A 26,380-nucleotide genomic window follows, 5' to 3' on the forward strand; every position below is an offset into this window, starting at 1 on the left:
ACGAGCGCTGCTTGCCTCGTACATTCGGCGAAGCCATTATAGGCGCGCTTGGCGGGCGGGCCCCTTGATGGAGCCGTGCATGACTGAACTGGTTGAAAAAAAAGATGACCTGATTGGCTACTTTCAGAGCGGCGCGAAGCCGCGCGAGCAGTGGCGCGTCGGCTCCGAGTACGAGAAGGTCGCGGTGCGCAGAAGCGACGGCCGCGCCCTGCCCTTTTCAGGCCCGAACGGCGTTGAGGAAATCCTGCGCCGGATGACCGATCTCTTCGGATGGGAGCCTGAAGAAGAGCACGGACGGATTCTCGCCCTGCGCGGCGAGCGTGCCTCGATAACGATCGAGCCGGGCGGGCAGATCGAGCTCTCGGGCGAGCAGTGTCCGACGATCCACTGTGCTCACGAGGAGTTTTCGACTCACGTTGACCAACTGGTCGAGGTTAGCAATTCGGTTGACGCCTCGATCCTGTCGCTCGGGATGCAGCCCATCAGCCGCATCGACGAGATCGAGCTTCTGCCCAAGGCCCGTTACCACATCATGTATCCGTACATGGCGCGCAAGGGGACGCTCGGCCAGCGGATGATGAAGCAGACCGCCGGCGTGCAGGCCAACCTCGACTACGCCGACGAGGCCGATGCGATGCGCAAACTGCGCGTCAGCATGGGAATCGTACCGCTGCTCTACGCGATCTTCGCTAACTCTCCGCTATGCGACGGCGGCCTCAATGGCTACCAGAGCTTTCGCGGCCACATCTGGAGCGACACCGACAACGATCGCAGCGGCACACTCGAATTTGCGCTACGCGACGACGCCTCGTTCCAGGACTACGCCGAGTATGCGCTCGATGTGCCGATGTACTTCATCATCCGCAATCATGAGTACATAAATTTGACCCAGCCGCCCGGCATCACTTTCCGCAAATATATGAAGGATGGCTTGGGCCGCGAGCGCGCGACTCTCGAAGACTGGGCCAACCATCTGACGACGATCTTCACCGAAGTCCGCCTCAAGAAGTATATCGAGGTTCGCACTGCCGACAGCCAGCCGCCTCAGATGATGGTGGCGCTGCCCGCGCTGCTCAAGGGGATTCTCTACGAGAGCGACTGTCTCGATGCGGCGTGGGATCTCGTCAAGCGTTGGAGCTTCAGCGAGCGGCTGCAGCTTACCGATTCGGCGCATAAGATTGGCCTGGCAACGCGCGCGGGGCGGATAACTTTCCGTGAGCTTGGCGCGGAGCTGATGACGATCGCGGCGCGCGGTCTCGAACGCCACAAAGCATTGAACGATCGCGGTCAGGATGAGAGCATCTATCTGCTCGAATTGATGGACCTGGTGCGCAACGGCCACAACCAGGCGACGCTTGCGATCGAGCGATGGAAGGGGAGCTGGAACTACGAGATTAAGCGGCTGATTCAGGAGCGCGCCTACGACGCCGCCGCCAAATGAATGGAACTGCGTTTCACAGAATGGCACGTCCGCGCGCTGAACGCGCTGCTGATCGCGGCAATCGCGTACTTCGCCGCACTCTCGGCCGAGGACATCATCGCGCGCACGCTGCACGCCACGCCCGCTGAAGCTCCGGCGCCGTTTGCCGCGACGCATGAGGCGATGAGCGATCGTTCCCTGGCCGCTTACGACGTAATCGTCAAGCGCGACATCTTCAACCTGGTCCCCCAGACTGCCGCTCCATCACCGGTCGTGGCCCAGGATCTGCATATCAAGCTGCTCGGCACCTCGACGCTCTCACGCAAGAAGCCCTACGCGATTATCGAGGATCAAACCGGCGAGCAGTCGCTCTATCGACTGGGCGACGATATTCCCGATGCGGGCCGGCTGGTCGCGATCGAAACCAACCGCGCGATTATCGAGCACAATGGCCAACGCGTCGCGCTCGAGATGCCGAAGGACGATTTTCCGGCGGTCGAGAACGTGCCGAATCCCGCGGATATCAACGCGCCGCGCTTCGGCCGCGGCTTCAACAATCGCTTTCGCCGCTTCAGACGACAGGAGCCGGGCGCAGAATCTGATTCCGCACCTCAGGAGAGCCTCAACCTTGAGCGCACCGGACCCTCGAGCTTCGAGGTCGACCGCCAGGACCTGATGAAGACGGTGGCGAATCCTGCCTCATTGATGACGCAGATTCGCGCGGTGCCCAATATCCAGAATGGCACGACGAACGGCTTCACCCTGTCGGAGATCACGCCGGGCTCAGTATTCGAGCAAATCGGCCTGCAGGACGGCGACGTGCTGACCGGCATCAACGGCCAAGCTGTCAACAATCCGCTCCAGGCGGTCGGGATGCTCTCGCAGATGTCGCAGCGGCCGTCAGTCGATATCACGGTGATGCGCGACGGGCAGCCGATGCAGTTCCACCTTGGTATCCATTGAGCATGGAGTTTCGCGCGGCGCGCCACAGCGAGCGCGGCGAAGTCCTCGACCTGCTCGCGCTCTGGTACAACGACCGCGCCTTCTTCGCCCGCTATAACGAAAACGATCCGACGTTTCGCGATGAGCTGTGTCTGGTCGCGCTGGACGATGGGCGAATCGTCGCGACCGTGCAGGTTTTCGATCGCGCGATCAACTTCGCCGGCCTCCGCGTGCCGATGGGCGGCATCGGCTCCGTATTCACGCTCGATGATTATCGGCACAAAGGCGTTGCGTCGGGCCTGATGCGTCTCGCGATCGAAACGATGACGCGCGCGGGCTTCGAAGTATCGCTGCTGTTCGCGGAACGGCTGACATTCTACAACCAGTTCGAATGGCGCGAGGTGAGCCGCAAGTTCAGCGTGATTCCGATGCCCTCGGTGCTGCGGGTGCCGACAAACCTCGAAATCGAAACGTTCGATCAAACTCGCGATCTCGCGGCGGTCGCGCAACTTCATCGCGAATACACCGGCCGCTTCAACGTGACTGCTGTTCGCGATGACAATGCGTGGCGCGGCAACCTGACCTTCGCGGGCAATCAGCCGCAGCATCCCGGCGGCGGCTCCGACGAATATTTCGTGCTATGCCGCCGCGGCGGCGACGTTGCCGCCTACGCGCGCGTCGCGCAGTTCCACGGCGTCGCGATGGTGATGGAATACGCCTATCAACCTGGCGGCGAAGAGAATGTGCTGGCACTGTTTCGTCATCTCGGTGAAGTCGCGAGCGGCAAGCCGTCGTCGTTCGCGCTCGAGGGCAATCACGATCGCTCCAACCTGCTTCGTCCCTCGCGACCCGACGCCGCGCCCGGTCTGCTTATCAGCCATACCGCTCACGATCGCTCGCTCGAAGCGAAGTTCGCCGCCGCGGGATGCCCAGTGATGCATCATCCAGACAACTTTTACATGTGGCGGATCCTCAATGGCGATGCGCTCGCGAAGCGCATGAACTGGCCCGCGAGCGAAGCCACGGCGCGCGCATTCAGAATTTTCGAAAGCGACGAATCGTTGTTCTGGACTTCCGATCGCTTCTAAATAACAAGCCGCGCGCGCATCTGTTCGCATTACTTCCGATAAATACTTGCCCAGCACTGAAAGTTGGCGGATCGTGGATCGCGAGGTCGTTGTGTTGGAGGTGGTCCGATGGAATTCATGCTCGGGCGCCGGGGTGAAGTCCGCCATGGCGTTGCGTTCCGCGCCGTCATTGCACTCATTACCGTCTCGATTCTCGCCGCGCTGACAACAGGCAAAGCCGAAGCCGCGCGGCATCGTCATGCCGCCGCGAAAGCCGCTTCTTCGGAAGAAGAGTCCGCGGAATCAGCCGCATCGAAACAGAATGTGCAGTACGCCGAGGCGTGCGTGATGGAGCCTGTCACCGGCACCGTCATCTTCGATGCTGACGACCACAAGCCGTGGCCTACTGCGTCGCTCGCCAAGATGATGCTGATGTACATCGTCGCGCAGAAGCTCGATGACGGCAGCCTCAAACTCACCGACCAGATCACCACGTCGCGCAAGGCGGCCGAGATGGGCGGCTCGCAGGTCTATCTCAAAGAGGGCGAGGTCTTCTCCCTCGACGACATGATGAAGGCGGTCATCGTGCACTCAGCCAACGACGCATCGGTCGCGGTGGCGGAGTATATCGCGGGATCGACGGACGCTTTTGTGCAGTTGATGAATCAGAAAGCCGCCGAGCTCGGCATGAAAGATTCTCACTACTACTCCGTGCATGGATTGCCGCCCGGAGCGGGTGAGCAGCCCGACGTTGCCAGCGCCTACGATCAGGCGCTGCTCGCGCGTGCGCTCATCAGGTATCCGCAAATCCTGAAATGGTCGGCGATCGATACGGCGCCGTTCCGCAACGGCACCTTCGTGCTGCGCAACACCAATCACATGGTGCGCACGTACCAGGGATGCGACGGGCTCAAGACTGGCTTCTACGACAAGGCGGGATTCAACGTCGTCGCCACGGCGAAGCGCGGCGACATGCGGCTTATAGCGGTCGTGCTCGGCACGACGCACAAGCTGACCAACTTCAAGATGGCGTCGGAGCTGATGTCGCAGGGCTTCCTCAACTACGACATGCACGCGGTCGCAACCAAAGGTCAGCCGGCGAGTCAGACCGTCGCGATCTCGAACGGCGCGGTACCGAGCTTCAAACCGGTGTGGGGCGGCGACGCGGCGTTCTTCGTGAAGCGCGGCGAGGCGAACGATACGATCAAAGTTGACTACAAGCTGCCGGCGACAATCAGCGCGCCAATCAAGGCCGGGCAGCAGGTGGGTTCTGCCGACCTGCTCGAGAACGGTAAGCCCGTGACCACGATCGCGCTGCTCGCGCCATCAGACATCGCGGAGCAAAAATCGTCGCTGGTGGGCCGCTTACTGAGCAAGTTCTAGAACGCATCGATGCAGCGTGGCGGCGGCATTACGCGCCGCTGCGCTGCGTGATAGTTTTCGGCTGCGGATTCCGCACCCATGACGACCGAGACCACGCCCTCGCCCGCCGCAGCCGCTCCCGCTGTCGCCCATCCGTGGCACGCACGCCGCAACAAGTTTATCGCGGTTGTCGTCGGTGTTTTTCTGATCTGGGTCGCCGGCAACCTGGCATTGCACTTCGGACAGAAGCGCCACGACCAACTCAACTACGACATCGAGCAGCAGTTCCCGCCCGACGAGCCGACGGTGCCGGGCGAGATCTTCGGATCGACACTCGCCGCGATCATGAATCACGAGCTGCACACGGGCTTCGGATGGCGTCCGAACGATTTCTTTCTATGGGGTCCGAAGGTCGCGGCCGATAACAACTCCGATCGCCAGATGGGAATCATCATGGCGATGCGCGAGACGGTGCGCGTGTTCAAGGATCACCTGACCAAGGTCTCGTCTAATCAGTACGATCCGAACCTCGTTATTGCCGACACGGATTTCCGCAACGATCCCGAGAAATGGATACTGCCGTCGGCCGAATCGAAGTATCAGGACGGAATCGATCACCTGCGCGCCTATGTGCAGGGACTGCATACGAATCCGCCAACTTCGCGCGAGCTGAACATCCGAACGGTCGAGCTGATTCGTTTGATCCAGACCTGGACGGATTTACTCGGCGACGCGCACGCCAATCTGTATCGCACGAAGAAGGACGACGGCTCTCCGGTCCGGAGCTGGGATTGCGATCACTACTTCTACCATGCGCAGGGCTATGCCCACGTGATCTACTACTCGATGCTGGCGCTGCGGCGCGAATATTCGTCGGTGCTCAAGGACGATCCGGTCCTGAAGACGCTCTTCGACGACACGATCGACGCGCTTGGCCAGGCCGCAGTGATGAAGCCGCTGATCGTCATGAACGGCGGCCCCAACAGCATCTTCGCCAACCATCGCCACAACCTCGACGCCTACATCAACGAAGCCCGCCAGAAGATGTACTCAATCCGCGAAGAGCTCCAACGCTCGCCGCTGTAAACTTTCTGTCCACTCCCTTTCCGAAATCCCTCTCCCTGGTCAGGGAGAGGGGATCAAAAGCCAGGGAGGGTAATTAGACTTTCACGAGCAGTAATTTCAAAGACCCAAAAACGGGCAGAGAAGCATGACGCCGCCTCGCGCCAGGATCGCCAGCGTTGCGGGGGCCCAGCGCGCGGGGAGGCCTAGCGTATGCGCTACGAGCTCGATCATTGGCGGCATCGCCTCGGAGCCCATCGCGAGCCTGAAGCCGAAGATCTGCCGCTCCGCGCGATAATCCACCAACTCGATTTCCTGTTTGCGTTCGATTCCCGCACGCTCGCGCGCGATCTCGACGGCGCGCTCGAATCCGCCGGTCTCATCGACGAGGCCGCGCTCTTTGGCCGCGACACCGCTCCATACGCGTCCATGTGCGAGCGCTTCGGCCTGCTCGAAACTCAGCTTGCGCCCCTCCGACACGCGCGAAACGAAGTTGCCGTAGAGGCTGCCGATCGCACGATCGAGCTGCGCGATCTCAGGCTCGGTCATAGCGCGCGATATCGAGTTCGCATCCGCATTGTCCGATGACTTGGCGAAATCAAAATGCACTCCCGCGCGCTCGAGCAGATTGGCAAGACTGAACTTGGTCCACACCACGCCGATCGAACCCGTGATCGTCGCTGGCTCGGCGACGATCGCGTCGGCGCCCGCCGCGATGTAGTAGCCGCCCGACCCTGCGACGTCACCCATCGACACGATCACAGGCTTGCCACGACCCTGCGCCTGTCGCACCGCCCGCCAAACGATGTCGGATCCAACGGCCGAACCGCCGGGAGAGTTGACGCGGAAGACGATCGCGTTCACCTGCTCGTCGCGCGACGCGCGATCGAATTCCGCCGCGATCGCGGGAGCGCTGATGTATTCGCCCGTCGCCGGCGCTTCGCCCGCGATCACCGGGCCGCTGGCGCTGACGATAGCGATCTTGGGGCGCCGCCCACGCTCGCGCACATGGATCGCATGACGCAGGTAGCGATGGAAACTGACGAAGATCTTGCTCTCGATGGACTCGTCGAAGCTGTCCCGAATCTCTTCCCGATACCCGGCACGATCGACGAGCCCGGCCTCGACCAGCTCGGGCACGGTGACGAATCCTGCGCTGAGCAATTCATCTACCCTTGCGGCCGGCAGTTTGCGCGCCTCGGCGATCGCGCCGGTGAGCACCTTTCGCGCGTCGGCGACGATTGCGTCGAGGCTTTCGCGCAGCGCCGGCGACATCGTGTCGCGGCTGAAGGTCTCGGCCGCGCCTTTGTATTCCTTCCACTGCAAGGTTTGCGCGTGGACGCCTAGCTTTTCGAGCCCCGACTTCAGGAACACGCCGCCCGCGGCAACGCCAAGCAGCTCCAGCATCGTGTCGGGATTCGCCACCACCTCGCTCGCACCCGACGCGATCAGCAAATCACGCACACCTGCGGAATCGCCCGAGAGCAGCGCCACAACGCGCTTGCCGCGCAGATGAGCCGCGCGCAGCAGGCGCTGGATCTCGTGGCACGTCGCGATGCCGGCCTCGGGTCCGGCGATCTCGACGATGATGCCCTTCACCCCGGCGTCCGCCACAACCGACTCGAGCGCGTAGCGCAGGCTGCGCATGCTGAGCAGGCCGCGACGGCGCAACTGGTCGAGCGGCGTGAGCAGCGGGTCCTCGTGAATCGGCCCCGCGAGGCGAATCGTGACTACGGCACCATGCGGAATCCGCGCCGGACGGATGAGGAAATACCACAGCGCTGCGGCGATCGCGGCCGCGAGGCCGAGCAGCAGGAGGCCGAATCCGCGCACATGATGCGTCACGGCATAGACGCCGCCGAGCGCAAAAAGCGCTACGATGAAGCCGATGCGAACCTCGCGGCTTATCCACAAACGCCTGGAAACTTTCTTTTTCATCAGCTGAAGAGTCGCCTTTTTCAGTTGCTCAATCTAGACTACCGGGTTTCGATGAACAGGTCTTTCCTGATCCTGCTTGCTTCGCTGGGCCTGCTTGGACTTGCTTCCTGCGCCACGAAGAAACCGCCGCCACCACCGGCGCCGCCGCCATTTGCGGGCCAGACCGCGACCCTGTCGATCACCAACGGCATCAAGATCATAAGCGAGATCACGCTGCCCGCGGGCTTCGCTCCGGCAGCGAATCGTCCGCCGATATGGCTGCAGAACGGCCAGGAGATCGCCGTCGTCGGCAAAGTCGGCTCGGATACCGCCGTACTCGGCTACTCGGGCACCGAATGGAAAACGGCGCGCATCCTCGCGACCGACAACGGACCCGGCGCCGCAGAACAGGGACGTATCGTCGATGTGGGCGCGAGTCCCAACGGCTTGGAGCTTGCGACCGCGGTCTTCGTGCCTGACGCGCATCGCCTCGACATTATCCTGCGCGATCTGATCGCCGTCGGGGCCGGCAATACGATCGCGAGCTTCGACGGCGATTTCGACACAGCGACGATCGCATGGATAAACGACGCGACGATCGCGGTGGCGCTGCGCGCGCGTGCCACGCCGGCTCCGCCCCCCGCCACGGGTCAGGAAGCCGACGCGCCGCCGAAGCCGTCGGACGGGCTGCAATTTGTCGTTGTCACCGGCGCTGGTTCCGTCGTACCGCTCGATCTGAAATGCGCGCTCTCGCCGCTGAGCTGGAGCACACACGGCGTCTATGCGATCGGACAAGGCGATCGCGAGGCGCCGCCGATCCTGATCGATCGGCGCAAACAGACCTGCGAGCGCTTCGGCACCGTCGGCCCAATCCACGTGCTCGACTGGGACCGTGACGAGGAAGGCAATCTTCTTTACGTCGCGCCCGATCCGTCCGGGCGCACCAACGGGCTCTATCGCCACAGTATCGAGGAAAACAGCGACAAGCTGATCGGCGTCTCGACTGGTGCTGGCGCGCTATCCAACGGTGGCGAAGCGATCGTGCTCGGCAATCAGAACCTGACCTTCAAACTGGTCGCCGACCGTCCGAACGATCCGATCCAGGCGCAAGTCGCGCTGTCGGATCCCGACAACGCTCAAATCTCGGTGAAGCAACTCGGCTTCCAGACTGTCGCGCCGATGCTCGCGGCGAGCTCGATGACTTATTCGCACGGCGACGACGCAGTTGCGATCCAGACTTTCGCCCCCGCTGCGCCGCAGCCATTTCGCAAGATCATAACCTACTCGCTCCAGACCGATTCGGCCTTCATGGTTGCGGAGGGAGCGTGGCGCGCGACGGCCAGCATGAGCTGGTCAACGCACGGCCATTGGCTCGCGATCGTCGATGGCGATCAGGACAAGAGCACGCTGACCATTATTCTGCCGCCGCGCTAAACGGCCAGGCGCGCGCGATTCTCGCTGTCCTGCGCCGCGACGCGGAACGCTCCCGCGGCGCGCTCGAAGCTGTCGAAGGTGACGAGATTGCGCTCGCGCGCGAGCTCTTTCGCGCGCGCCACGATCGCTTCGAGATGAGCCGGGTGCAGAACGATCGCAAACGGCTTGGTCGATGACTTTGCGAACTCCGCCAGCTTATCGAGCAGCGTCGTGAGCTCGTCCTCGTGCGTGGCCCATCGCTGCGCGCGGAAACCAGTGCCGACTTCGAGAACGATCCCGTCGATCGCCGGATCGCGACCGAGAATCGCGAGGATTCGATCGAGACCGCCCGGGTGGATTCCCGAGCCGATCGTGCCGCCGGCGTCGAGCGGATTGCGATAGCTGCCGCCGATGATGTTGAAGAAGGTTTTCAGCTCCTCGTAGGACGAATCGGAAAGCGCCGGGATGTCGAGCCCGGCGGTGGCAAAGGTGTCCGTGATAACCACCGATTGACCGCCTGTCATCGCGACCAGGCCCATCTTGCGGCCCGAAAGGCGCTTGCCCTTGGAGAGCAGCTCGACTGCATCGAGCATCGCATCGAGGCTCGACGCCTCGACCGCGCCGCTCTGCCGCACCACGGCCTTCCAGGTCGCTTCGGTCGTTGCGAGCGAGCCGGTATGCGAGAAGGTCGCGCGCGCTCCGGCGTCGGTCACGCCGCCCTTCCAGATCACGACCGGAATTTTCGCGGCGGCACGGCGCACGCTTTCGAAGAAGCGGCGGCCGTCGCGCATGCCTTCGAGATACATGCCGAGAACCTTTGTCGCAGGATCGGCCGCCATCAGGTCGATATAATCCGCCGCCTCGAGCATCAGCACGTTGCCGATCGAAGCGGCCTTGTTGACGCGAATTCCGCGCGGCGCGGCCTGGATCGCGAAGTTAATCATGTGCGTGCCGCTCTGCGAAATGAAGCACACGTCGCCGCCCTCGCCCACCCATTCTTCAGGGTAGTTGCACATTCCATAGGCGGGGCTGTAGAGGCCCATGCAGTTTGGGCCAACAAGAGCGATCTTCGAGGCGGTCGCGAGCTCGCGCAGTTCGCCTTCGAGGCGGACTCCAAGCTCCTCGGCTGTTTCTGAAAAGCCCGAGGTGAAGAATCCGATCGAGCCGACGTTGTTGGCGATACAGTCTTTCAGAATTCGCGGCGCGACCTGGCGCGGCACGGCGCTGACGGCATAGTCGATCGGCTCGGTGATCTCGGCCAGGCTCTTGCGGTTCTCGATACCCATCGCTTCGATGCCGGGGATTTCGTTCGGATCGATCTGCACGGAATAAAGCTTGGTCTTGAGATTGCGCATCGCGCGCAGCCACATGTACCCGCCCATCTTCTTGTCGCCGATAACGGCAACGGCGCGCGGGCTGAACGCGCGCTTCAGGTTTTCCACGCGCGCATCATGATTCGGATCGGCCGCGGTTTTCGGCTTCGCGGCGTCGAAATCGACGGCGATTCGCGCGTCGAGAATTGCGTATCCGTTCGAGTATCCAACGATCGGATTCAGATCCATCTCGCGGATCTCCGGATGCGCCGCGGCGAGCTCCGACAGCCGCGCGACGAGATTCGCAACCGCCTGCGTATCTACAGGCTTCGCGCCGCGCACGCCTTCCAGGATCGCCTTGCCGCGCAGCCCGTTGAGCATCGCGACCGCCTCATGACCGGTAACCGGCGCGAGCCGAATCGCAGTGTCCTTCAACACTTCGACGAGCACGCCGCCGAGCCCCACCATGACGAACGCGCCGAAGCGATCGTCGCACGTGATACCCGCCAGCAGCTCGACGCCGGGCGACGCCATCGGCATGACGGCAACGCCGTCGAAGGCTGAGCCCTTGGAACGATTCGCGAGATTGGCGCGGATCCGCTCGAACGCGGCCCGGACCTCGCTCTCGTCACGCAGGTTGAGCTCGACGCCGCCAACATCGCTCTTATGGCTCACGTCCGGCGACAACACCTTGAGCACGACTGGAAAGCCGATAGTCGCGGCGGCGTGCGCAGCATCGTCGGCGGTCTTCGCGGCCTCCGGCACAATCACGGGCAGGCCCATCGCGGCCAGCACGCGCTTGCTGTCGATTTCGGAGAGAACCGCACGCCCGCCTTTGGCGGCGGACGAAATTATCTGGTCAACATTGGAATCCAACACGATCGAAGGCTATAGCAAAGCTCCCTGTGGATTTGTACCGAGACCGAGGCGAAAGGACGTGCGATGGTGGCGAAGGCGCGATGGAACATTTTCGTAACGCGGCATCTGCCGGGCGACGCGATCGAGCGGCTGCGCAAGGTCGCGCGCGTCGAGGTCTGGGATCGCGAACTGCCGCCGCCGCGCGACTATCTGCTGAAGAAGCTCCGCTCGGCAGATGCGATCCTCTCGATGCTCAGCGATCGGATGGACGAAGATGCGATCGCGTCTGCGCCCGAGCTGAAAGTCATCAGCAACTACGCGGTCGGCGTTGACAATATCGACCTCGAAGCCGCGACACGCGGCGGTATCCCGGTGGGACATACGCCAGGGGTGCTGACCGACGCCACGGCCGATATCGCTTTCGGGCTGCTGATGGCGGCGGCGCGGCGAATCGTCGAAGGCGATCGCGAGGTTCGCGCCGGCAAGTGGCAAACCTGGGGACCCGAAGTCCTGCTCGGCAACGACGTTCACGGCGCGACGCTCGGAATCATCGGATGGGGCGCGATCGGCCAGGCCACAGCGCGGCGCGGCGAAGGATTCGGGATGAAGATTCTGTACCTCAAGCCGCGCGGCAAATCGCATCGCGTGCAGAACGGCCCAGCTCCAGCGGGCACACCAGTAACGCTCGCGCGATTGCTCAGGGAGTCGGACTTCGTCTCGATCCACGTACCGCTGACGCCGGAGACGCGGCATCTGCTCGGAAAGAACGAGTTCGCGTTGATGAAACCAGGCGCAATCCTGATCAACACAGCGCGCGGTCCGATTGTCGATCAAAAAGCGCTCACCGCAGCGCTGAAGTCGAGGCATCTCGGAGGCACCGGCCTTGATGTGACAGACCCCGAACCTATCGAGCGCGGCGATCCGCTGCTCAAGCTGCCCAACGTCGTGATCGCGCCGCATATCGGCAGCGCCAGCCGCGCCACGCGCGAGCGCATGACGGCGATGGCGGTGGATAACATCCTCGCAGTGATGAAGGGCAGCGCCCCCGAGTGGTGTGCGAACCCGGAGGTGAAGTCCACGTTCAAAACGCATCGCAGCGTGAGAATCTTAAAATAGCAGCAGGGACGCGCGCCCCACTATTTTTTCAGAAGTGCCGCCGCGATCGCTTGTGGCAGGGTGAACTTATTTTCGTAGAGGGCGCGGCCGACGATTACGCCTACCACGCCATGCGTGAATTCTTGTGACAGCGTTGCGATGTCGTCGAGGGTCGATACGCCGCCGGAGGCTATCACCGCGAGGCCCGAGGACTTTGCGATTTCGGCCATCCGGATTGCGTCGACGCCTTGCTGGGTGCCGTCGCGGGCGATGTCGGTGACGGTGACGGCTGCAACACCGGCGGCTTTGAACCGTCCGATCGCGTCGTTGACTGTCAGTTGACTCGTCTCGACCCATCCTTTGATCGCGAGCCTGCCGTCGCGCGCATCGACCGAGCCGAATACGCGTCCGGGAAATTCGTTGCAGGCATCGCTGAGTAGTTGAGGATCGAGAAATGCCGCTGAGCCGATTGAAATGCGATCGGCGCCGGTCTGAAACGCGGAGCGTACAGCTTCGATCGTTCTGAGGCCGCCGCTCACGTCGATTGCGCACTTCACCGCCGCGCGAATGGCGCGAATCGCGGCCGTATTGCGCGGTTCGCCGGCGACTGCGCCGTCGAGGTCGACGATATGAATCAGCTCTGCGCCAGCGCTTTCGAAGCCGCGCGCGACTTCGGCCGGATCGCTGCCATAGATCGTCGCGTGGCTCATCTCGCCGCGCAGCAGGCGCACGACCTGCCCGCCCTTGAGATCGATCGCCGGGATAACGGTGAAGCGCTCGAACAATTGCGTCAGGAGAGCGTGCCCTTGGTCGACAGCACGCCGCCAAGGCGCGGCTCGACCTGGGTGGCAGAGTCCATCGCGCGGGCGAAGGCTTTGAAGGTGGCCTCCACTATATGATGCGGGTTGCGCCCGCTCTGGAGCCTCAGGTGCAGGTTCATGCCGACCTCGTCGGCCATCGCCTTCATGAAATCGTGCACCAGCTCAGTCTGAAAGTTACCGACGCGATCCTGCTTGATCGGAACCTCGTAGCCAAGATACGAGCGCCCGCTGATATCGACGATTGCCGTGCACACGGCCTCGTCGAGCGGCACCGTCGCCTCGCCGAAGCGCCGAATGCCCGAGCGATCGCCGAGTGCCTGCTTAAATGCGCGGCCGAGCACGATGCCGACGTCTTCGACCGTGTGATGCTCGTCGATATGAGTATCGCCGCGCGCCGCGATCTTGAGGTCGAAGAAGCCGTGGCGCGCGAAACTTTCGAGCATGTGATCGAGAAACGGCACGCCGGTCTCGATCTCGCCGCGGCCGCCGCCATCGAGCTTGAGCGAGATCGCAACCGCGGTCTCACGCGTCTTGCGCTCGACATCGGCGGCGCGGCGCGGTCCGTCGGTCGCGACGGGCACCGCGGACTTGCCGTTGGTCCGCGCCAGTTGGGTTTTACGCCTGCTTTGCATGTGCGCTCCGCTTCGCGCGCGCCGGTTTGCGAGGGCTGCCGCCGTTGCGCAACTCCATCGCACGCGCGTGGCCCTCAAATCCCTCCATCCGGGCCAGATGCGCCACGGCGGGGGCGAGTTCCACGAGCGCGCCCTGCGAAGCCTCGATTATACTGGTTCGCTTGAGAAAATCGTATGCACCCAGGGGCGAGGCAAAGCGCGCCGCGCCGCCGGTCGGGAGCACGTGATTGGGCCCTGCGACGTAGTCGCCGAGGGGCGCAGGCGTCATCGCACCGAGAAAAACCGCGCCCGCAGCCTTCACCCGCGGCAGCCATCGCGAGGCGTTGCGGACCTCGAGCTCGAGGTGCTCGGGCGCAATATCGTTAGCGATATCGAATGCCTCGGTCAGGTCGCCGACCACGATCATCGCGCCACGTTTTGCGAGCACGGTCTCGACCGCGTGCGCGCGCGGCAGATCCTTGAGCGCCTTTTCGATCGAATCCGCAACCGCCTTGGCGAACGATTCGGACGGTGTCAGCAGCACGGCTGATTCGTCGCCGGAGCCATGCTCAGCCTGCGCGATGAGATCGGCGGCGACCCAGTCCGGATGCGCGCTGTCATCGGCAATCACGACGACCTCGCTCGGCCCCGCCATCTTGTCGATATCGGTAACGCCATAGACCATGCGTTTGGCAGCCTGCACGTATGAGTTGCCAGGGCCGACGATCTTGTCCACCGGGCGAATCGAATCCGTGCCATAGGCGAGCGCCGCGATCGCATGCGCACCGCCGACGCGGTAGAACTCGTCGACGCCGGCGATCGCGGCGGCCGCCATCACGGACTGGCGGTCGCCGTCCTTCGACGGCGGCGACACCATCACGACTTCGGCGACGCCCGCGACCTTGGCCGGAATCGCATTCATCAGCACCGTCGAGGGATACGCGCCGAGACCGCCGGGGACGTAGATTCCAACCCGGCGCAGCGGCTGTACGATCTGCCCGAGGCGCATGCCGCTGCGATCGCGATAGACGAACGATTTCTCCATCGTGCGGCGATGAAACTCGGCGATGCGCCTGGCCGCGAGCTCGAGCGCATGGCGATCGGCGAGAGGCAGGTGGTTGAGCGCGGAGCGCATCTCGACCGGCGCCGCGCGCATCGTCTCGCGCGTGAGCTTCACACCGTCGAGCTCGTAAGTGAGGTCGATCAAAGCACGATCGCCGTGCTTGCGGACTTCATCGATAATTCGGACGACGGCGCTGTCCACTCCTGCGCCGGTGCCCGACCGCCGTTCGGCAAGCGTTTGCAAAAACCGCTTGAGTTCGGCGGTCCGGGACTTCAACACACGAACCTTCATACTTCTTCCTTGACCCGTTCGATCTGCGCTCCAAGCGCCGCTAGCTTTTTGTCAAGCGCCTCGTAGCCGCGATCGAGATGATAAACCCTGCTGATTTCGGTGGTATTTTCGGCGCCGAGCGCCGCGACGATAAGACTCATGCTGGCGCGCAGGTCGGTCGCCATCACGGGCGCGCCGAGCAGCTTCGCCGGTCCGCGCACGACGGCGGTCGGGCCTTTCATCAGGATATCGGCGCCCATCCGCATCAGCTCGAGCGCGTGCATGAATCGGTTTTCGAAAATCGTTTCGGTGATGACCGAGGTGCCGTGCGCCTGCGTCAGCACGGCCATCATCTGCGCCTGCAGATCGGTAGGAAACCCCGGATACGGGAGCGTGCGCAATTCGACGGGCTTGATCTTTCCCTCGCGGGCAACCATGACGCCATCGCCGTTGGCCTGCACATAAACGCCGGCCTCGCGCAGCTTGACGATCACGGCTTCGAGCTGGTGGGTGGGCGCGTTGGGGATTTCGACCTCGCCGCCGGTGATCGCGGCGGCGGCCATGATCGATCCGGCCTCGATTCGATCGGCGATGATCTCATGCTCGGCGCCGTGAAGCTTCTGTCCGCCTTCGATTTCGATGACGTGGGTGCCCGAGCCGCGAATGTGCGCGCCCATCGCGGTCAGCGCGCGCGCGAGCTCCTGGACTTCGGGCTCGCGGGCCGCGTTCTCGATCGTCGTATGACCATGGGCGAGCACCGCCGCCATCATGATGTTCTCGGTCGCGCCGACGCTGGGATTATCAAGCCAGATACGGCCGCCTTCGAGCTTGTGATCGACGTGCGCCTCGACGTAGCCGTGGCGAATCTGGATACGGGCGCCGAGCGCGCGCATCCCGGCGATATGAAGATTCACCGGGCGCGCACCGATCGCGCATCCTCCGGGAGTCGAAACGCGCGCTCTGCCGGTCCGCGCGAGTAGCGGCCCCAGCACGCAGAACGACGCGCGCATCGTCTTGACCAACTCGTAGGGCGCATCGTGAGAGGTAATATTCGCGGCCTGGAGCGTGACCTCGTGCTCGCCAGTCCACTCCGCAGACGCGCCGAGGCCGCGAAGCAGGCCGAGCGAAGTCTCGACATCGCGTAGCCGCGGCACGTTGCGCAGCTTGAGCGGCTCGGCGGTGAGCAGGGACGCCATCATGATCGGCAGCGTCGCGTTCTTGCTGCCGCTGATCCGCACCGTCCCGCGAAGCGGCGCCCCGCCGTGAATGATCATCTTGTCCAAGTTAGTGGGTATCCCTCGCGAATCAGGCGGCCTGCCTGCATTTCACCGCCCCATGAATCTAGCGGGCGAACCGAGTCTCAGGCTACAGCGCTCCTGGAAATTCCAATCTTGGGACGAACGCGCGCCTTCGGTTTCACGACGATACTCACGTCATGATCGAGCGCGGCCAGATATTTCATGATCCGTTCGATTGAAAAGCCTTCGACCCGACCGTGAAGTAGCGCAGAAATTTTCGGCTGGCTGACGCCGAGGATCCGCACCGCCTCGACCTGAGTCAGCCGTCGCTTCTCTATGATGACGGCAATCTTGTGAACGAGATCTGCCTTAACCTGCAGTACATCCGCGTTGGCTAGCCCGAGAGCTTGAAAGATGTTGCCGCTACCTCGGGTTATTGTCGTATCTATGTTACCCATTTTCCCGCGAACCTCTCAGACCCGTCATCCTACTCGCTACATAGTCTGCTTCAGCGGTCTTCAAACGGTGCTTAATCAAGTCGATGTCGTTCTTCGGCGTTTCTCCGGCCAGGAAATGGTCGGTTACAAAACAGTCGAAGATAGGAGGCGGCTCGATTAGTTGGCGGCCGCGCGGAGTGCGGCGGCGCGGCGGTTTTTTTCGAGGCGGTCGCGGGCCTGGTTGGCGGCGCCGCGGGCGGCTTCGGTCGCCTGGAAAAGTTCCAGATTGTCGCTGCTCAGATCGTCACTGGCCGGGCTCAAGGCCAGGTCCATGTAGCTCTTCGATGCAGGATCTTTCTTGATCCGCCGCCGCGCGCGCTCGATTCTCACCAGCATCATCAGCGCGGGGACATACGTGCTCACAACTTCGCGTGCCCGGCGAAGCGTGAATGCCAATCGACTCTCGCGCGCGAAACCCGGACGCCGCTGGGTCCGGCTTTTGCGCCGGATCAGTCCACTTTGCAGCGGATGCACGTGCTCGAAGGCATAGCTGCCGTAGAAATTATTGATCATCGAAGCGGTCGCGCCCGTCGACATCCCCCACGCGACGGCGCGGCGCAGGATCGTCTCGATGTGCTCCTGCGTGTAGTAGAGATGCCACGCGCGCGCGTAGATATCCTCCCACTGCGGTTTGGTCATCAGGGGATGCGCGGTGCAGACGTGCTCGGCGTCGTACTTGTTGGTATCCGGATCCATCCACACACCGCGCCGGAAAAGATCCTGATGATCTTTCGATCCGGGCAGCGGCGTGAGCACGAAGAATTCCAGGATGTCGATCGGCAGTTCGCGCTGGATAATCGCGATGTCGCGCTCGATCGTCTCGGGCGTGTCGGTCGGAAATCCGAGGATATAGCCGGCGTAGGTAATCACCCGGCCGCGTTTCCACGCCTGGAGCATCTGGCGATACTCGGTGATCCGATTCTGGCCCTTCGAGGCACCTTTGAGGCTCTCGGGATTGATACTCTCGAGCCCGAAAAAGACCCGGCTGCATCCAGCGGCCGCCGCCTTCTCGACGAAGCGCGGAATCTTATGACACAGCGTGTCAACCTGCATAATCAGCTTGATGGGCATGTGCTCGTTCTGGCGCAGCGCGATTATGCGATCGAGGATCGACTCCCAGTTCTTGTTGCGGGCGAAATTGTCGTCGGTGATGAAAAAGCGCTTTACGCCCTGCTTGTAGTGCGCGCGCATCAGCTGCTCGACGTCGTCGGCCGTGCGATGGCGTGACTTGCGGCCCTGCACGTTGATGATCGTGCAGAAGCTGCAACTGTAAGGGCATCCGCGGCCCGCATCGAAGCATCCAATACTGCCGACGTTGTGCTTGAGATATTCGATCGGCAAGAACGGCAACGGCTGTCCGTCAAGCGCCGGAAGATCGTTCATGAAATTGTAAAGCGGCTGGAGCCGCTTCTCGAACGCGGCGCGCAGCAGGTCCGGCAAGCGATCCTCGGCTTCGCCCGCGAATAGCGTGATACCGAGATCGATCGCCTCCTGCAGTTCCGGCGTGAGCCCGGGCAGCATCGCGATACATCCGCTCACGTGAAAGCCGCCGATCGCGACCGTGATTCCAGCAGCGCGCAGCTCCCGCGCGATATCCATGGCGCGGGCGAACTGGTTGGTCTGCACGCCCACCATCATCACGAGCCCGCGATTGCCGTTGCGCGCAAAGCGGCGGATGACCTTGCCGGGACGGACCCTGGTGTTGGTCTCGTCGGTCGCGCGCAACTCGATTTCGACATTCTCGCCGAGAACGTTCGCAGCGCGCGCTTGCATCGCAAGTCCGTAGAGCGCCGAGGTCGAATTGGAAGGAATGAAGCCGCGCCACCACTGGATGACATAGCCCTCATCGTCGTAGTGCGACGGCTTGATCAGTTCAACTATGAACTTTGAGCGTATGGGTGTAGCGGTATCGTCCATTAAGTTTGAGCCGAGTTTCCGGCCAAGGATATAAGACGGCGCGGCCACCGTCGATATACCCGGTCATCGCGGCGTATTTGGAAACGCACGCCTATTTGAAGCGATCACCACGCGTGGGATTCCCGCGAGATCGTTGATCACGCCGTTCGGAGCAAGGCCGGCACGCTCGAAGATTTCGACGATTGCATGATCCTGACCGGCGCCCGCTTCGACCATCAATTGCGCGTCGTCCGTCATGTGCGAGCGCGCGCCCTGGGCGATTCGCCGATAGAATTGCAGACCATCGCTATGGTCCGTCAGCGCGACGCGCGGCTCGTGTATCAGAATTTCGGGTGCCAGTTGCGCGAGTGACTTTTCGCTGACGTACGGCGGATTCGACACGATGAGATCGAAGGTTCCAAGTACTTCGCTGTTATCGAGCGCCTCGTAGACGTCGGCCAGCGCGCAGCTCATGCGGTCATCTACACGGTGTTGGCGCGCGTTTCGGCGCGCGATTGCCAACGCCTCAGCGGAAATATCGGCCGCGGTCACGATGGCTCCAGGAGCGTTCACGGCGATCGCAATCGCGATCGCGCCTGAGCCGGTGCCGATGTCGAGCACCCGTGCTCCGGGCTTGCCTGCGATCGCCTCGAGCGCGGCGCTGACGAGAAACTCGGTTTCGGGCCGCGGGATCAGAACCGCGTGAGTAACTTCGAAATCGAGCGAGAAGAATTCCTTGTGCCCGACGATGTAGGCGACCGGCTCGCGAGCGGCGCGCCGCGTAACCATCGAATCGAATTTGTGTAATGCTTCAGAAGAGACAACGAGCGTGCCGGTCAGGATTTCGACGCGCGATACTTGCGCGGCTTCGGCCAGCAGAACTTCAGCATCCAGCCGTGCCGTCTCGATATCAGCCGCTTCCAACCGGTGGATCGCCGCCGCGAGGATGTCGGCCGCCATCGCGGCTCGTCAGGCGCTCATCGCCTGCGCCTGTTCGGCGTTGGTCAGGGCGTCGATTATTTGATCGAGAGCGCCGTCGAGAACCTGGTCGAGCTGATGAATCGTCAGGTTGACGCGATGATCGGTGACGCGCGATTGCGGAAAATTGTAGGTGCGGATTCGCTCGGAGCGGTCGCCCGTCCCGACCATCGAGCGGCGCTGCTCGGCGATCTTGGCGTTCTGCTCTTCCTGGGCCTTTTCGAGGAGCCGCGCGCGCAGAATCTTGAGGGCGCGCGCCTTGTTCTTGTGCTGCGATTTCTCGTCGCGGCAGATGATCACCATACCTGACGGGATATGCGTGATTCGCACCGCGGAGTCCGTGGTGTTGACGCTCTGACCGCCGGGGCCCGACGCACGCATCACGTCGATGCGGAGATCCTTCTCCTCGTTGATGTTCACTTCGACGTCGTCGGCCTCGGGCATCACCGCGACCGTCACCGCCGATGTGTGGATGCGCCCCGAACCCTCGGTCTCGGGCACGCGCTGTACGCGATGCACTCCGCCTTCGAACTTGAGCCGCGAGTAGGCGCCGCGCCCGCTGATATTCGCGATCACTTCCTTGATTCCGCCAAGGCCGGTGTCGCTGAGGCTTAGCGCCTCGACCTTCCATCCCTGGCGCTCGGCGTATCGCGAATACATCCGATAGAGCTCGCCCGCGAAGAGCGAGGCCTCGGCACCGCCGGTGCCGGCGCGGATTTCGAGGATGACGTTCTTATCGTCATTTGGATCACGCGGCAGGAGCAGAACCTTGAGTTTCTCTTCGAGCGCGGTCTGCTTGGTCTGAAGCTCGGGCAGCTCGGCCTTGGCGAGCTCGCGCAAATCGGCGTCATCGCCGGAGAGCAGCGACTTGTGCTCGGCGATTTCGCTCATCAAGGCGCGATAATCCCGGGAGCATTCCGCGAGCTGGGCTAGCTGCGAGCGCTCCTTGGCCAGGCGCGCATACTCGCGCTGATTGCCGAGCGTCGCCGGATCGGAGAGCTTACGTTCGAGATCGGCGAAGTGCTCTTCGATCGCGCCCAGCTTGTCGATGAAACCTTCCACGGGATCGCACCAATCGCTTTAGAAATGAAAAGCGGCCGAGCCATTCCGGCCGGGCCGCGTATCTCTTTCCCCCGCTCACCCGAGCGTGCAAGACGCAGCGGGCGGCGGAGGTTGCAATGCTACTTCATTCCGTATTTGCGCTTGAAGCGTTCGACGCGTCCCGCGGTATCGACCAGGCGCTGTGTGCCGGTGTAATACGGATGGCACTTCGAGCAGACCTCGACGTGCAGTTCACGCACCGTTGAGCGCGTTTCGAAGGTGTTGCCGCAGGCACAAGTGACCATGCAGCGACGATAGTCAGGATGGATTCCAGTTTTCATTTTCTTACGACTCGGTTTTCCGACTCTGCAATCCAGTTAAGATACCATCCGATGGGAAACGGCACAATTCACCTCGGTTTTCGCCGCGCCCACCGCCCGGCGATGTTCTCTGCCCTCGCCGTGTTCCTCATTATAACCACGGTTCCCCGGGTTTGCCGGTCAGGAGAAAAGAAAGCGACGCAGCCCTCGCCTCGCGTATCCGCAACCATCCCCGCTGATTGGGGATTCGCAGCGCCGGAGCAGAACCTCTTTGAGCCGATCGTGCAGCTGGCTCCGCCAGGTCCAGAGCGTGTCTCACGAGCGCTTCAGATCTTCGATCGCAACCTGGAGTATCAGCGCCGGATCGCCTTTCACCCGGAGCTATCGCCGGAGGTCAAGCACGTTCGCGAGCTGGCGCCCCCGCGCCAGGCGACGCTGATTCGGGCCGCGGCGCTGTACGATCTGGAAGATATCCCATGGATCAAACTCAAAGACGGCACGCATGAGATCTGCGTCAGCGGCGTGCCCCGTTCCAAGGATTACTACTACAGCCTCGCCAAGAGCTGCGGACCGCCCGAGGTGACGCAGGGCTTCACTGGGATGTTCGCGATCAAGCCGCCCGTGATGCCGACTGATGGCGCGCCATCGAGCGTGATCGGCGAGCTCAGCGGGCAACTCCTCATGAACACCAGCGGACTCGGCGATATCGTCGACGCGCTCGGCGCGATTTTCCAGGAAACCCACGGCGATCTCGCTCCGCCGTGGGACACGGCGCCCGGCCATTTCAACCATCACGACCGCGCCGCGCTCGATCGCATTAAACGCGACCTGCCACACTTCTGGGGAGAGCTCGAGCACTACGTCGACATCAAGAATTACCTCGATGAGTTCGATTCACCGTCAGGCCCCTACGTCCTGTTCAATCTCGACGCGACGATCAAGGAAGACGCGCTCAAGCCCTTCCCGCATCTTTACAATTTTTACCACAAGCTCGTTCCTGCCGTTTCGGGCGAGGCCGCGATTTACGACTCGCATGGCCATTATTGGATGCGCAACGGTTTCGATCACGGGCGAATCACTATGACCTTCATGCTGCGGCATGGGATGCTGACACCGTTCGATGAGCACTTCGCGCCCGCGGGCGACAGTATCGCGCTCAGTGCGATCACGCACGGCACGTACCGCACCGTCTCGTGGGCGCATATCCAGAGCCTGTCTCTTACGTTCGGCCTCGACAACCTGAGTTTCGTGACCGACTACGTTCGCGACGGCGATGCGACGACGCTGACCAACCGGATGGACGCGATTCCTGAGCTGGTCGCGCCGATCGGAATCCACCAGGTGATGGATATGGTGGCGGGCGAGTTCATGCGCGTTCTCGCGCAGGGCAGCGGCGGCCTGACGACCCAGATTTCGACCCGCAGGCGTAATGACGGCCTGTACGACTACAACGGCCTCTTCCGCGGCGAATATCATTACTCGCCGACGCTCGAGTTTCTGGCCGGCTTTGGCGATTCGATCGCCAAGAAGCACAACGAGGTCGTGCGCAAGGAGGAGCGCAACCTCGGCGAGGAACTATTCGACGCCTTTATCGCCGACTACAATAATGCTCGGCCAAAACTAATCGCCGGGGACGCCAAGTGAAAGCTTCGAGACTCTTATGCGTTGGCGCATCGATTGCGCTCGCTGCGCTGGTCAGCGGATGCAGCAGCAACAACGCGCCGCAGCCGCTGCCCCAAGCCGATGCCCATCCGCACATAGTAACCGATCTCAGCTCACTCTCCTCTGACACCACGGAATTCCAACCCAAGATTCATAGCTCGGGCTTGATGGCGAAGGTCGACGATCCCGGCAGCGCACAGGTCTTCCAGGCTACGCCGGGGCTCTCGCGCGAAATCGGCACCGATCGCACGCCGGCCTTCGAAACCCTGCTCAACGGCAAAGCCGCGCAGTACGCGAACTTCTCCCAGACCCTTATGGAACGCGTTTACGCGCAACTGCGAATCCTCGAGCGGACTGACGAGATCTCGATTCTCAAGCTCCCGACCGAGATCCATCCGACAGTCGTGACTGCGATCATGGATCGCAACGGCAAGCTCAAGGAAATCATCCTCGAGCAGCACTCCGGAAAAACCGCGCTCGACAAGATGGTGATCGAGGCCTGCAAGAAGTCGCTGTGGTATCCGAATCCTCCGGTCGGCGCGCTCAGCGAGGGCGGTGATTACCGCCTGACCGTGCAGGTGCATCTGGAGAACTTCGCCTCTCAGGATGACAGGCACTGGGATTTCACGACCAAGATCGGCCTCGGTATCGGATAGCGGCAGAACGCGCCGCTATCTGCTAAAATCCGCGCGGTGCAGTCGATCGACGACTATATCCCGCGGCCCGGGCTTTCGATTCCGATCGTCACCGTCCTCGACGGCGGCGGCCGGGTGATCGAACAGGAGCAACGTGCCGTCGTTCGTCATGCGCTCCAGGGCGGCGCCGGCGCCGATATCATTTTCGCTGCAGGCACCAACGGCGAGTGGGATAAGATCGACAATTCGCATCGCCAGCTCGTGACACAGATCGCGGTCGAGGAATGCCACAACGTCGCGGAGCAGCTGGCTAAGCGGGTCGAGGCATGGGCCGGTATCACCGCACATACGCGCCGCGAGACACTTGAGAATCTCGAATACGCGATGGAGATCGAAGCCGACGCCGCAGTCGTCGCGCCGCTTTCGATCCGCGACTCGCACCATCCGACCGAGTTCGTCGAGCGTGACATCGGTTCGCTATTCAACCGCATGGGCCGGATGATTCCGATCTTCCTCTACGACAACGCCGATATCGCCGCGCCCGGTCACGCCCCGCATATGCATACGCACGACGTCAAGGACATGAGCCGGCTTCCATATGTGCGCGGGGTCAAGGTGACGGCCAACAAGAGCGTGATCGGCAACTACACGCGCGCCGCCTCGCACTTCAAATCGAGTCACGAATTCGCGCTCTACATCGGCAATGCGCACCTGATGTTCGATCTGTTGGCGCCGCCCGAGGGCGTCGGCGATCGCGTGCGGTACCACTGGAATCGCTATCTGACGCAGCGCGCGCGGCCGTACGGCATTGTCGCCGGTCCCGCCAACGTGCAGCCGCGCGAATGGCAACGGGCGTGGCAGGTATGCCGCTCCGCCGATCGCGAGCTGATGAGCCTCTACGAGGCCGCGCTCGCCGAATTTCGCGAGGCCACCGCATTCAAGCGTGGGCGCAAGAACGTCACGCCAACGATCGCGTGCCTCAAAGCCGGGCTCAAAGAGATGGGCGTGATATCGAGCGAGGCGCTGGCGGAAGGAACGCTCGCGCTATCGGCCGACGAGCGGCGCGAATTCGCATCGCGCTTCGCCCAGCTCCATGAGCATGCCCTCGCGACGCTTGAGCGCGGATGGGTCACCGAATACGATTCGCCCGCCGGCCGCGCGCCGGCGTTGAAGACCGCCTAGAAGAATCGCCCACGTAGATGGCTGAAGAAAAACTCGACGTAGCCGGATGCGGCAGCATGGTCGTGGACCTGTTTTACCGCACTCCACGTATCATCCAGGCCGACGAGAAAATCCTGCTGCGCTCGCATGGCGCGGGCGCTGCGATGGAGCGCACCGCCATCGGCGGCCTGGTGCTTAACCATCTAGGATGGGCGCGGGTGCTGGGACTATCCACCGGGATCTTCGGCAAACTCGGCGACGATCGCAACGGCGAGTTTCTGCGCGAGGCGATGGATCGCTTCGGTATCCGCCATAACCTCACCTTCGACGGCAGCGCCTCGTCGTTCGCGACCGTGTTCGTCGATAAGGACGGCAATCGCGCGATCTACATGGCACGCGGCGCGACCGGCGAGCTCGCGCCTGACGAGATTCGCCGCCGTCACGCGAGCTTCATCCGCCGCGCCGCGCTGGTATCGACGGAAGTATCGCAGCTCCCGCTGCGTACGGTGCTCGCGATCCTTCTCTTCGCCCGCACGCATTCGATTCCCACCGTCCTCGACCTCGACGTGCGACCCTCGGACGCGATCGGCACGCTCGGCACACGCGCCGAGCTCGAGCGCGCGCTCAAGCTCGCGACGTACCTGAAGCCCGCCAAGGCGGCGGCGCGCGAGTTGATCAACGGCAACGGCCGCGATCCGTTGAAGCTCGCCGAGGCGATTCGCATCCGCTACGGAAATCGCGCGGTGATAATCACGGATGGCGAAAAGGGATGCTCGATCGCAGCGAAGGACGCTGCCGTCCAAGTCCCCACCTTCAAGGTGCGGCAGGTCGATTCGACCGGGGCCGGCGATGCGTTCCTCGGCGGTGTGATGACGGGCCTCAGGCTCGGCCTTTCGTGGGAGAAGATCGGCCGCCTGGCCAACGCTTCCGGAGCCGTGTGTGTAACTCGACTCGGCGCGTTCCCGGCGGGCTTCGAACTGCGCGACGAGATCGTGAGGTTGTATGGCGAGCCGCTGCCGCTCGTGCATCCGCGCTCGGAGCACTCACCGCGCTCGAAGGACGCGGGCTCAACTGCCGAAGTGGAGGAGTTCTTCGACGCGGCATTGGCGGAGCTCGCGACGATGCGCGCGAGCCTCAACCTCGACGCCATCTCGCGCAGCGTCGAAGTTATCCGCACCGCGCTCGGCCGCGGCGGACGCGTTCATGTGACGGGAGTCGGCAAGCCCGAGCACGTCGCACGCTACGCGGCGAGCCTCTTCTGCTCGGTCGGCACCCCCACCACGTTTCTTCACGCGACGGAGACGCTGCACGGCAGCCTGGGCCAGGTGCATCCGCGCGACGTCGTGATCGCGATCTCGAACAGCGGCTATACCGATGAGCTGCTATCGACGGCCACCGCCATAAAGGATCAAGGCGCGCAACTGATCGCGATCACGGGCAATCGCGAATCGGGCCTCGCCCAATTAGCCGACCTGGTAATTCATGCCCCAACGGCTCAGGAAGGCGGTGGACTCGGACTCGCCCCCCGCATCAGCGTGCTGGCACAAGTGTTCGTCCTGGCAGGCCTGTCGGTCGCGCTCGAGCTCGCACACGGCCTGACCGTCGAAGAATACAGCCGATGGCATCGCGCCGGAGCGCTCGGCGAAGCGGCAAGACGCCTGGCTTCCGATAAACCAGCCAATAAGAAGCTGAAATCAGTCTGACGTATTCGGCGCAGGCCAAGACCTCCACGACCCGC

22 protein-coding genes are annotated in these 26,380 nt (G+C 62.7%); 11 read left to right on the plus strand and 11 right to left on the minus strand.

The features are described from left to right. Positions 1 to 79: 79 nt before the first annotated feature. The 5 genes from VMA09_14700 (at position 80) to VMA09_14720 (ending at position 5,877) form a co-directional block, all read left to right on the plus strand. On the plus strand, positions 80 to 1,441 hold the full coding sequence (locus tag VMA09_14700) for a glutamate--cysteine ligase (GenBank protein ID HUA34855.1): 1,362 nt from the start codon (positions 80 to 82) through the stop codon (positions 1,439 to 1,441). Then, positions 1,442 to 2,383, plus strand: coding sequence for a type II secretion system protein GspC (gene gspC / locus VMA09_14705; protein HUA34856.1), 942 nt, complete (start codon positions 1,442 to 1,444; stop codon positions 2,381 to 2,383). A gap of 2 nt (positions 2,384 to 2,385) precedes the next feature. After that, complete coding sequence (locus tag VMA09_14710; protein ID HUA34857.1) at positions 2,386 to 3,450, plus strand: GNAT family N-acetyltransferase; 1,065 nt, start codon at positions 2,386 to 2,388, stop codon at positions 3,448 to 3,450. A 108-nt stretch (positions 3,451 to 3,558) separates the two neighbouring features. Beyond that, positions 3,559 to 4,812, plus strand: a complete 1,254-nt coding sequence (locus VMA09_14715) for a D-alanyl-D-alanine carboxypeptidase family protein (GenBank protein HUA34858.1) — start codon at positions 3,559 to 3,561, stop codon at positions 4,810 to 4,812. A 78-nt stretch (positions 4,813 to 4,890) separates the two neighbouring features. Continuing rightward, entirely contained in the window at positions 4,891 to 5,877 is a 987-nt protein-coding gene (locus VMA09_14720; protein HUA34859.1) for a DUF2333 family protein, read from the plus strand. Between the two features lie 96 nt (positions 5,878 to 5,973). On the opposite strand, the gene sppA is transcribed toward VMA09_14720, so the two are convergent. Continuing rightward, positions 5,974 to 7,791 (minus strand): signal peptide peptidase SppA, encoded by a 1,818-nt coding sequence (sppA, locus tag VMA09_14725; GenBank protein ID HUA34860.1) that lies wholly within the window; start codon positions 7,789 to 7,791, stop codon positions 5,974 to 5,976. Between the two features lie 51 nt (positions 7,792 to 7,842). On the opposite strand from sppA, the gene VMA09_14730 reads away from it, so the two are divergent. Beyond that, a complete protein-coding gene (locus VMA09_14730) occupies positions 7,843 to 9,204 on the plus strand; it encodes a hypothetical protein (GenBank protein ID HUA34861.1) in 1,362 nt (453 codons plus the stop codon). Here VMA09_14730 and VMA09_14735 read toward each other — a convergent pair. Continuing rightward, positions 9,201 to 11,372, minus strand: a complete 2,172-nt coding sequence (locus VMA09_14735; GenBank protein HUA34862.1) for an acetate--CoA ligase family protein — start codon at positions 11,370 to 11,372, stop codon at positions 9,201 to 9,203. The two genes, VMA09_14730 and VMA09_14735, sit on opposite strands and share 4 nt — an antisense overlap. 66 nt (positions 11,373 to 11,438) lie before the next feature. Here VMA09_14735 and VMA09_14740 point away from each other — a divergent pair, with 66 nt between their 5' ends. Continuing rightward, positions 11,439 to 12,470 (plus strand): D-glycerate dehydrogenase, encoded by a 1,032-nt coding sequence (locus tag VMA09_14740; protein HUA34863.1) that lies wholly within the window; start codon positions 11,439 to 11,441, stop codon positions 12,468 to 12,470. A gap of 20 nt (positions 12,471 to 12,490) precedes the next feature. On the opposite strand, the gene hisA is transcribed toward VMA09_14740, so the two are convergent. From hisA to rpmE, 9 genes are all read right to left on the minus strand, one after another. Further along, the gene (hisA, locus tag VMA09_14745; protein ID HUA34864.1) at positions 12,491 to 13,234 is read right to left on the minus strand and encodes a 1-(5-phosphoribosyl)-5-[(5-phosphoribosylamino)methylideneamino]imidazole-4-carboxamide isomerase; all 744 of its coding nucleotides are present in this window, start codon (positions 13,232 to 13,234) and stop codon (positions 12,491 to 12,493) included. Positions 13,235 to 13,239: 5 nt separating this feature from the next. Next, complete coding sequence (gene hisB / locus VMA09_14750; GenBank protein ID HUA34865.1) at positions 13,240 to 13,902, minus strand: imidazoleglycerol-phosphate dehydratase HisB; 663 nt, start codon at positions 13,900 to 13,902, stop codon at positions 13,240 to 13,242. Continuing rightward, positions 13,886 to 15,220: a histidinol dehydrogenase gene (gene hisD, locus VMA09_14755; GenBank protein HUA34866.1), complete on the minus strand. Its 1,335-nt coding sequence runs from the start codon at positions 15,218 to 15,220 to the stop codon at positions 13,886 to 13,888. Before hisD ends, hisB begins: the two co-directional genes overlap by 17 nt. An 11-nt stretch (positions 15,221 to 15,231) precedes the next feature. Next, positions 15,232 to 16,488 carry a UDP-N-acetylglucosamine 1-carboxyvinyltransferase gene (gene murA / locus VMA09_14760; protein HUA34867.1) on the minus strand — a complete coding sequence of 419 codons (1,257 nt, stop codon included), beginning with the start codon at positions 16,486 to 16,488 and terminating at the stop codon, positions 15,232 to 15,234. Between the two features lie 86 nt (positions 16,489 to 16,574). Beyond that, positions 16,575 to 16,910, minus strand: a complete 336-nt coding sequence (locus VMA09_14765) for a helix-turn-helix transcriptional regulator (protein HUA34868.1) — start codon at positions 16,908 to 16,910, stop codon at positions 16,575 to 16,577. 156 nt (positions 16,911 to 17,066) lie between these two features. Continuing rightward, positions 17,067 to 18,866, minus strand: a complete 1,800-nt coding sequence (locus VMA09_14770) for a radical SAM protein (GenBank protein ID HUA34869.1) — start codon at positions 18,864 to 18,866, stop codon at positions 17,067 to 17,069. Between the two features lie 63 nt (positions 18,867 to 18,929). After that, positions 18,930 to 19,805: a peptide chain release factor N(5)-glutamine methyltransferase gene (gene prmC, locus VMA09_14775; protein HUA34870.1), complete on the minus strand. Its 876-nt coding sequence runs from the start codon at positions 19,803 to 19,805 to the stop codon at positions 18,930 to 18,932. A 9-nt stretch (positions 19,806 to 19,814) separates the two neighbouring features. Beyond that, positions 19,815 to 20,885 carry a peptide chain release factor 1 gene (prfA, locus tag VMA09_14780; GenBank protein HUA34871.1) on the minus strand — a complete coding sequence of 357 codons (1,071 nt, stop codon included), beginning with the start codon at positions 20,883 to 20,885 and terminating at the stop codon, positions 19,815 to 19,817. Positions 20,886 to 21,004: 119 nt separating this feature from the next. Further along, on the minus strand, positions 21,005 to 21,205 hold the full coding sequence (gene rpmE, locus VMA09_14785) for a 50S ribosomal protein L31 (GenBank protein ID HUA34872.1): 201 nt from the start codon (positions 21,203 to 21,205) through the stop codon (positions 21,005 to 21,007). A 261-nt stretch (positions 21,206 to 21,466) separates the two neighbouring features. Between rpmE and VMA09_14790 the strand changes: the two genes are divergently transcribed. From VMA09_14790 to VMA09_14805, 4 genes are read left to right on the plus strand one after another with little or no spacing between them, the layout of a single operon-like run. Beyond that, the gene (locus tag VMA09_14790; GenBank protein HUA34873.1) at positions 21,467 to 22,828 is read left to right on the plus strand and encodes a hypothetical protein; all 1,362 of its coding nucleotides are present in this window, start codon (positions 21,467 to 21,469) and stop codon (positions 22,826 to 22,828) included. Beyond that, positions 22,825 to 23,502, plus strand: a complete 678-nt coding sequence (locus VMA09_14795; protein HUA34874.1) for a TonB C-terminal domain-containing protein — start codon at positions 22,825 to 22,827, stop codon at positions 23,500 to 23,502. Before VMA09_14790 ends, VMA09_14795 begins: the two co-directional genes overlap by 4 nt. 36 nt (positions 23,503 to 23,538) lie before the next feature. Beyond that, complete coding sequence (locus tag VMA09_14800) at positions 23,539 to 24,663, plus strand: dihydrodipicolinate synthase family protein (protein ID HUA34875.1); 1,125 nt, start codon at positions 23,539 to 23,541, stop codon at positions 24,661 to 24,663. A 17-nt stretch (positions 24,664 to 24,680) separates the two neighbouring features. Further along, positions 24,681 to 26,345, plus strand: a complete 1,665-nt coding sequence (locus VMA09_14805) for a PfkB family carbohydrate kinase (GenBank protein ID HUA34876.1) — start codon at positions 24,681 to 24,683, stop codon at positions 26,343 to 26,345. Positions 26,346 to 26,380 lie beyond the last annotated feature (35 nt).

The organism is Candidatus Binataceae bacterium, assembly GCA_035508495.1.
Taxonomy (GTDB): Bacteria; Desulfobacterota; Binatia; order Binatales; family Binataceae; genus JASHPB01.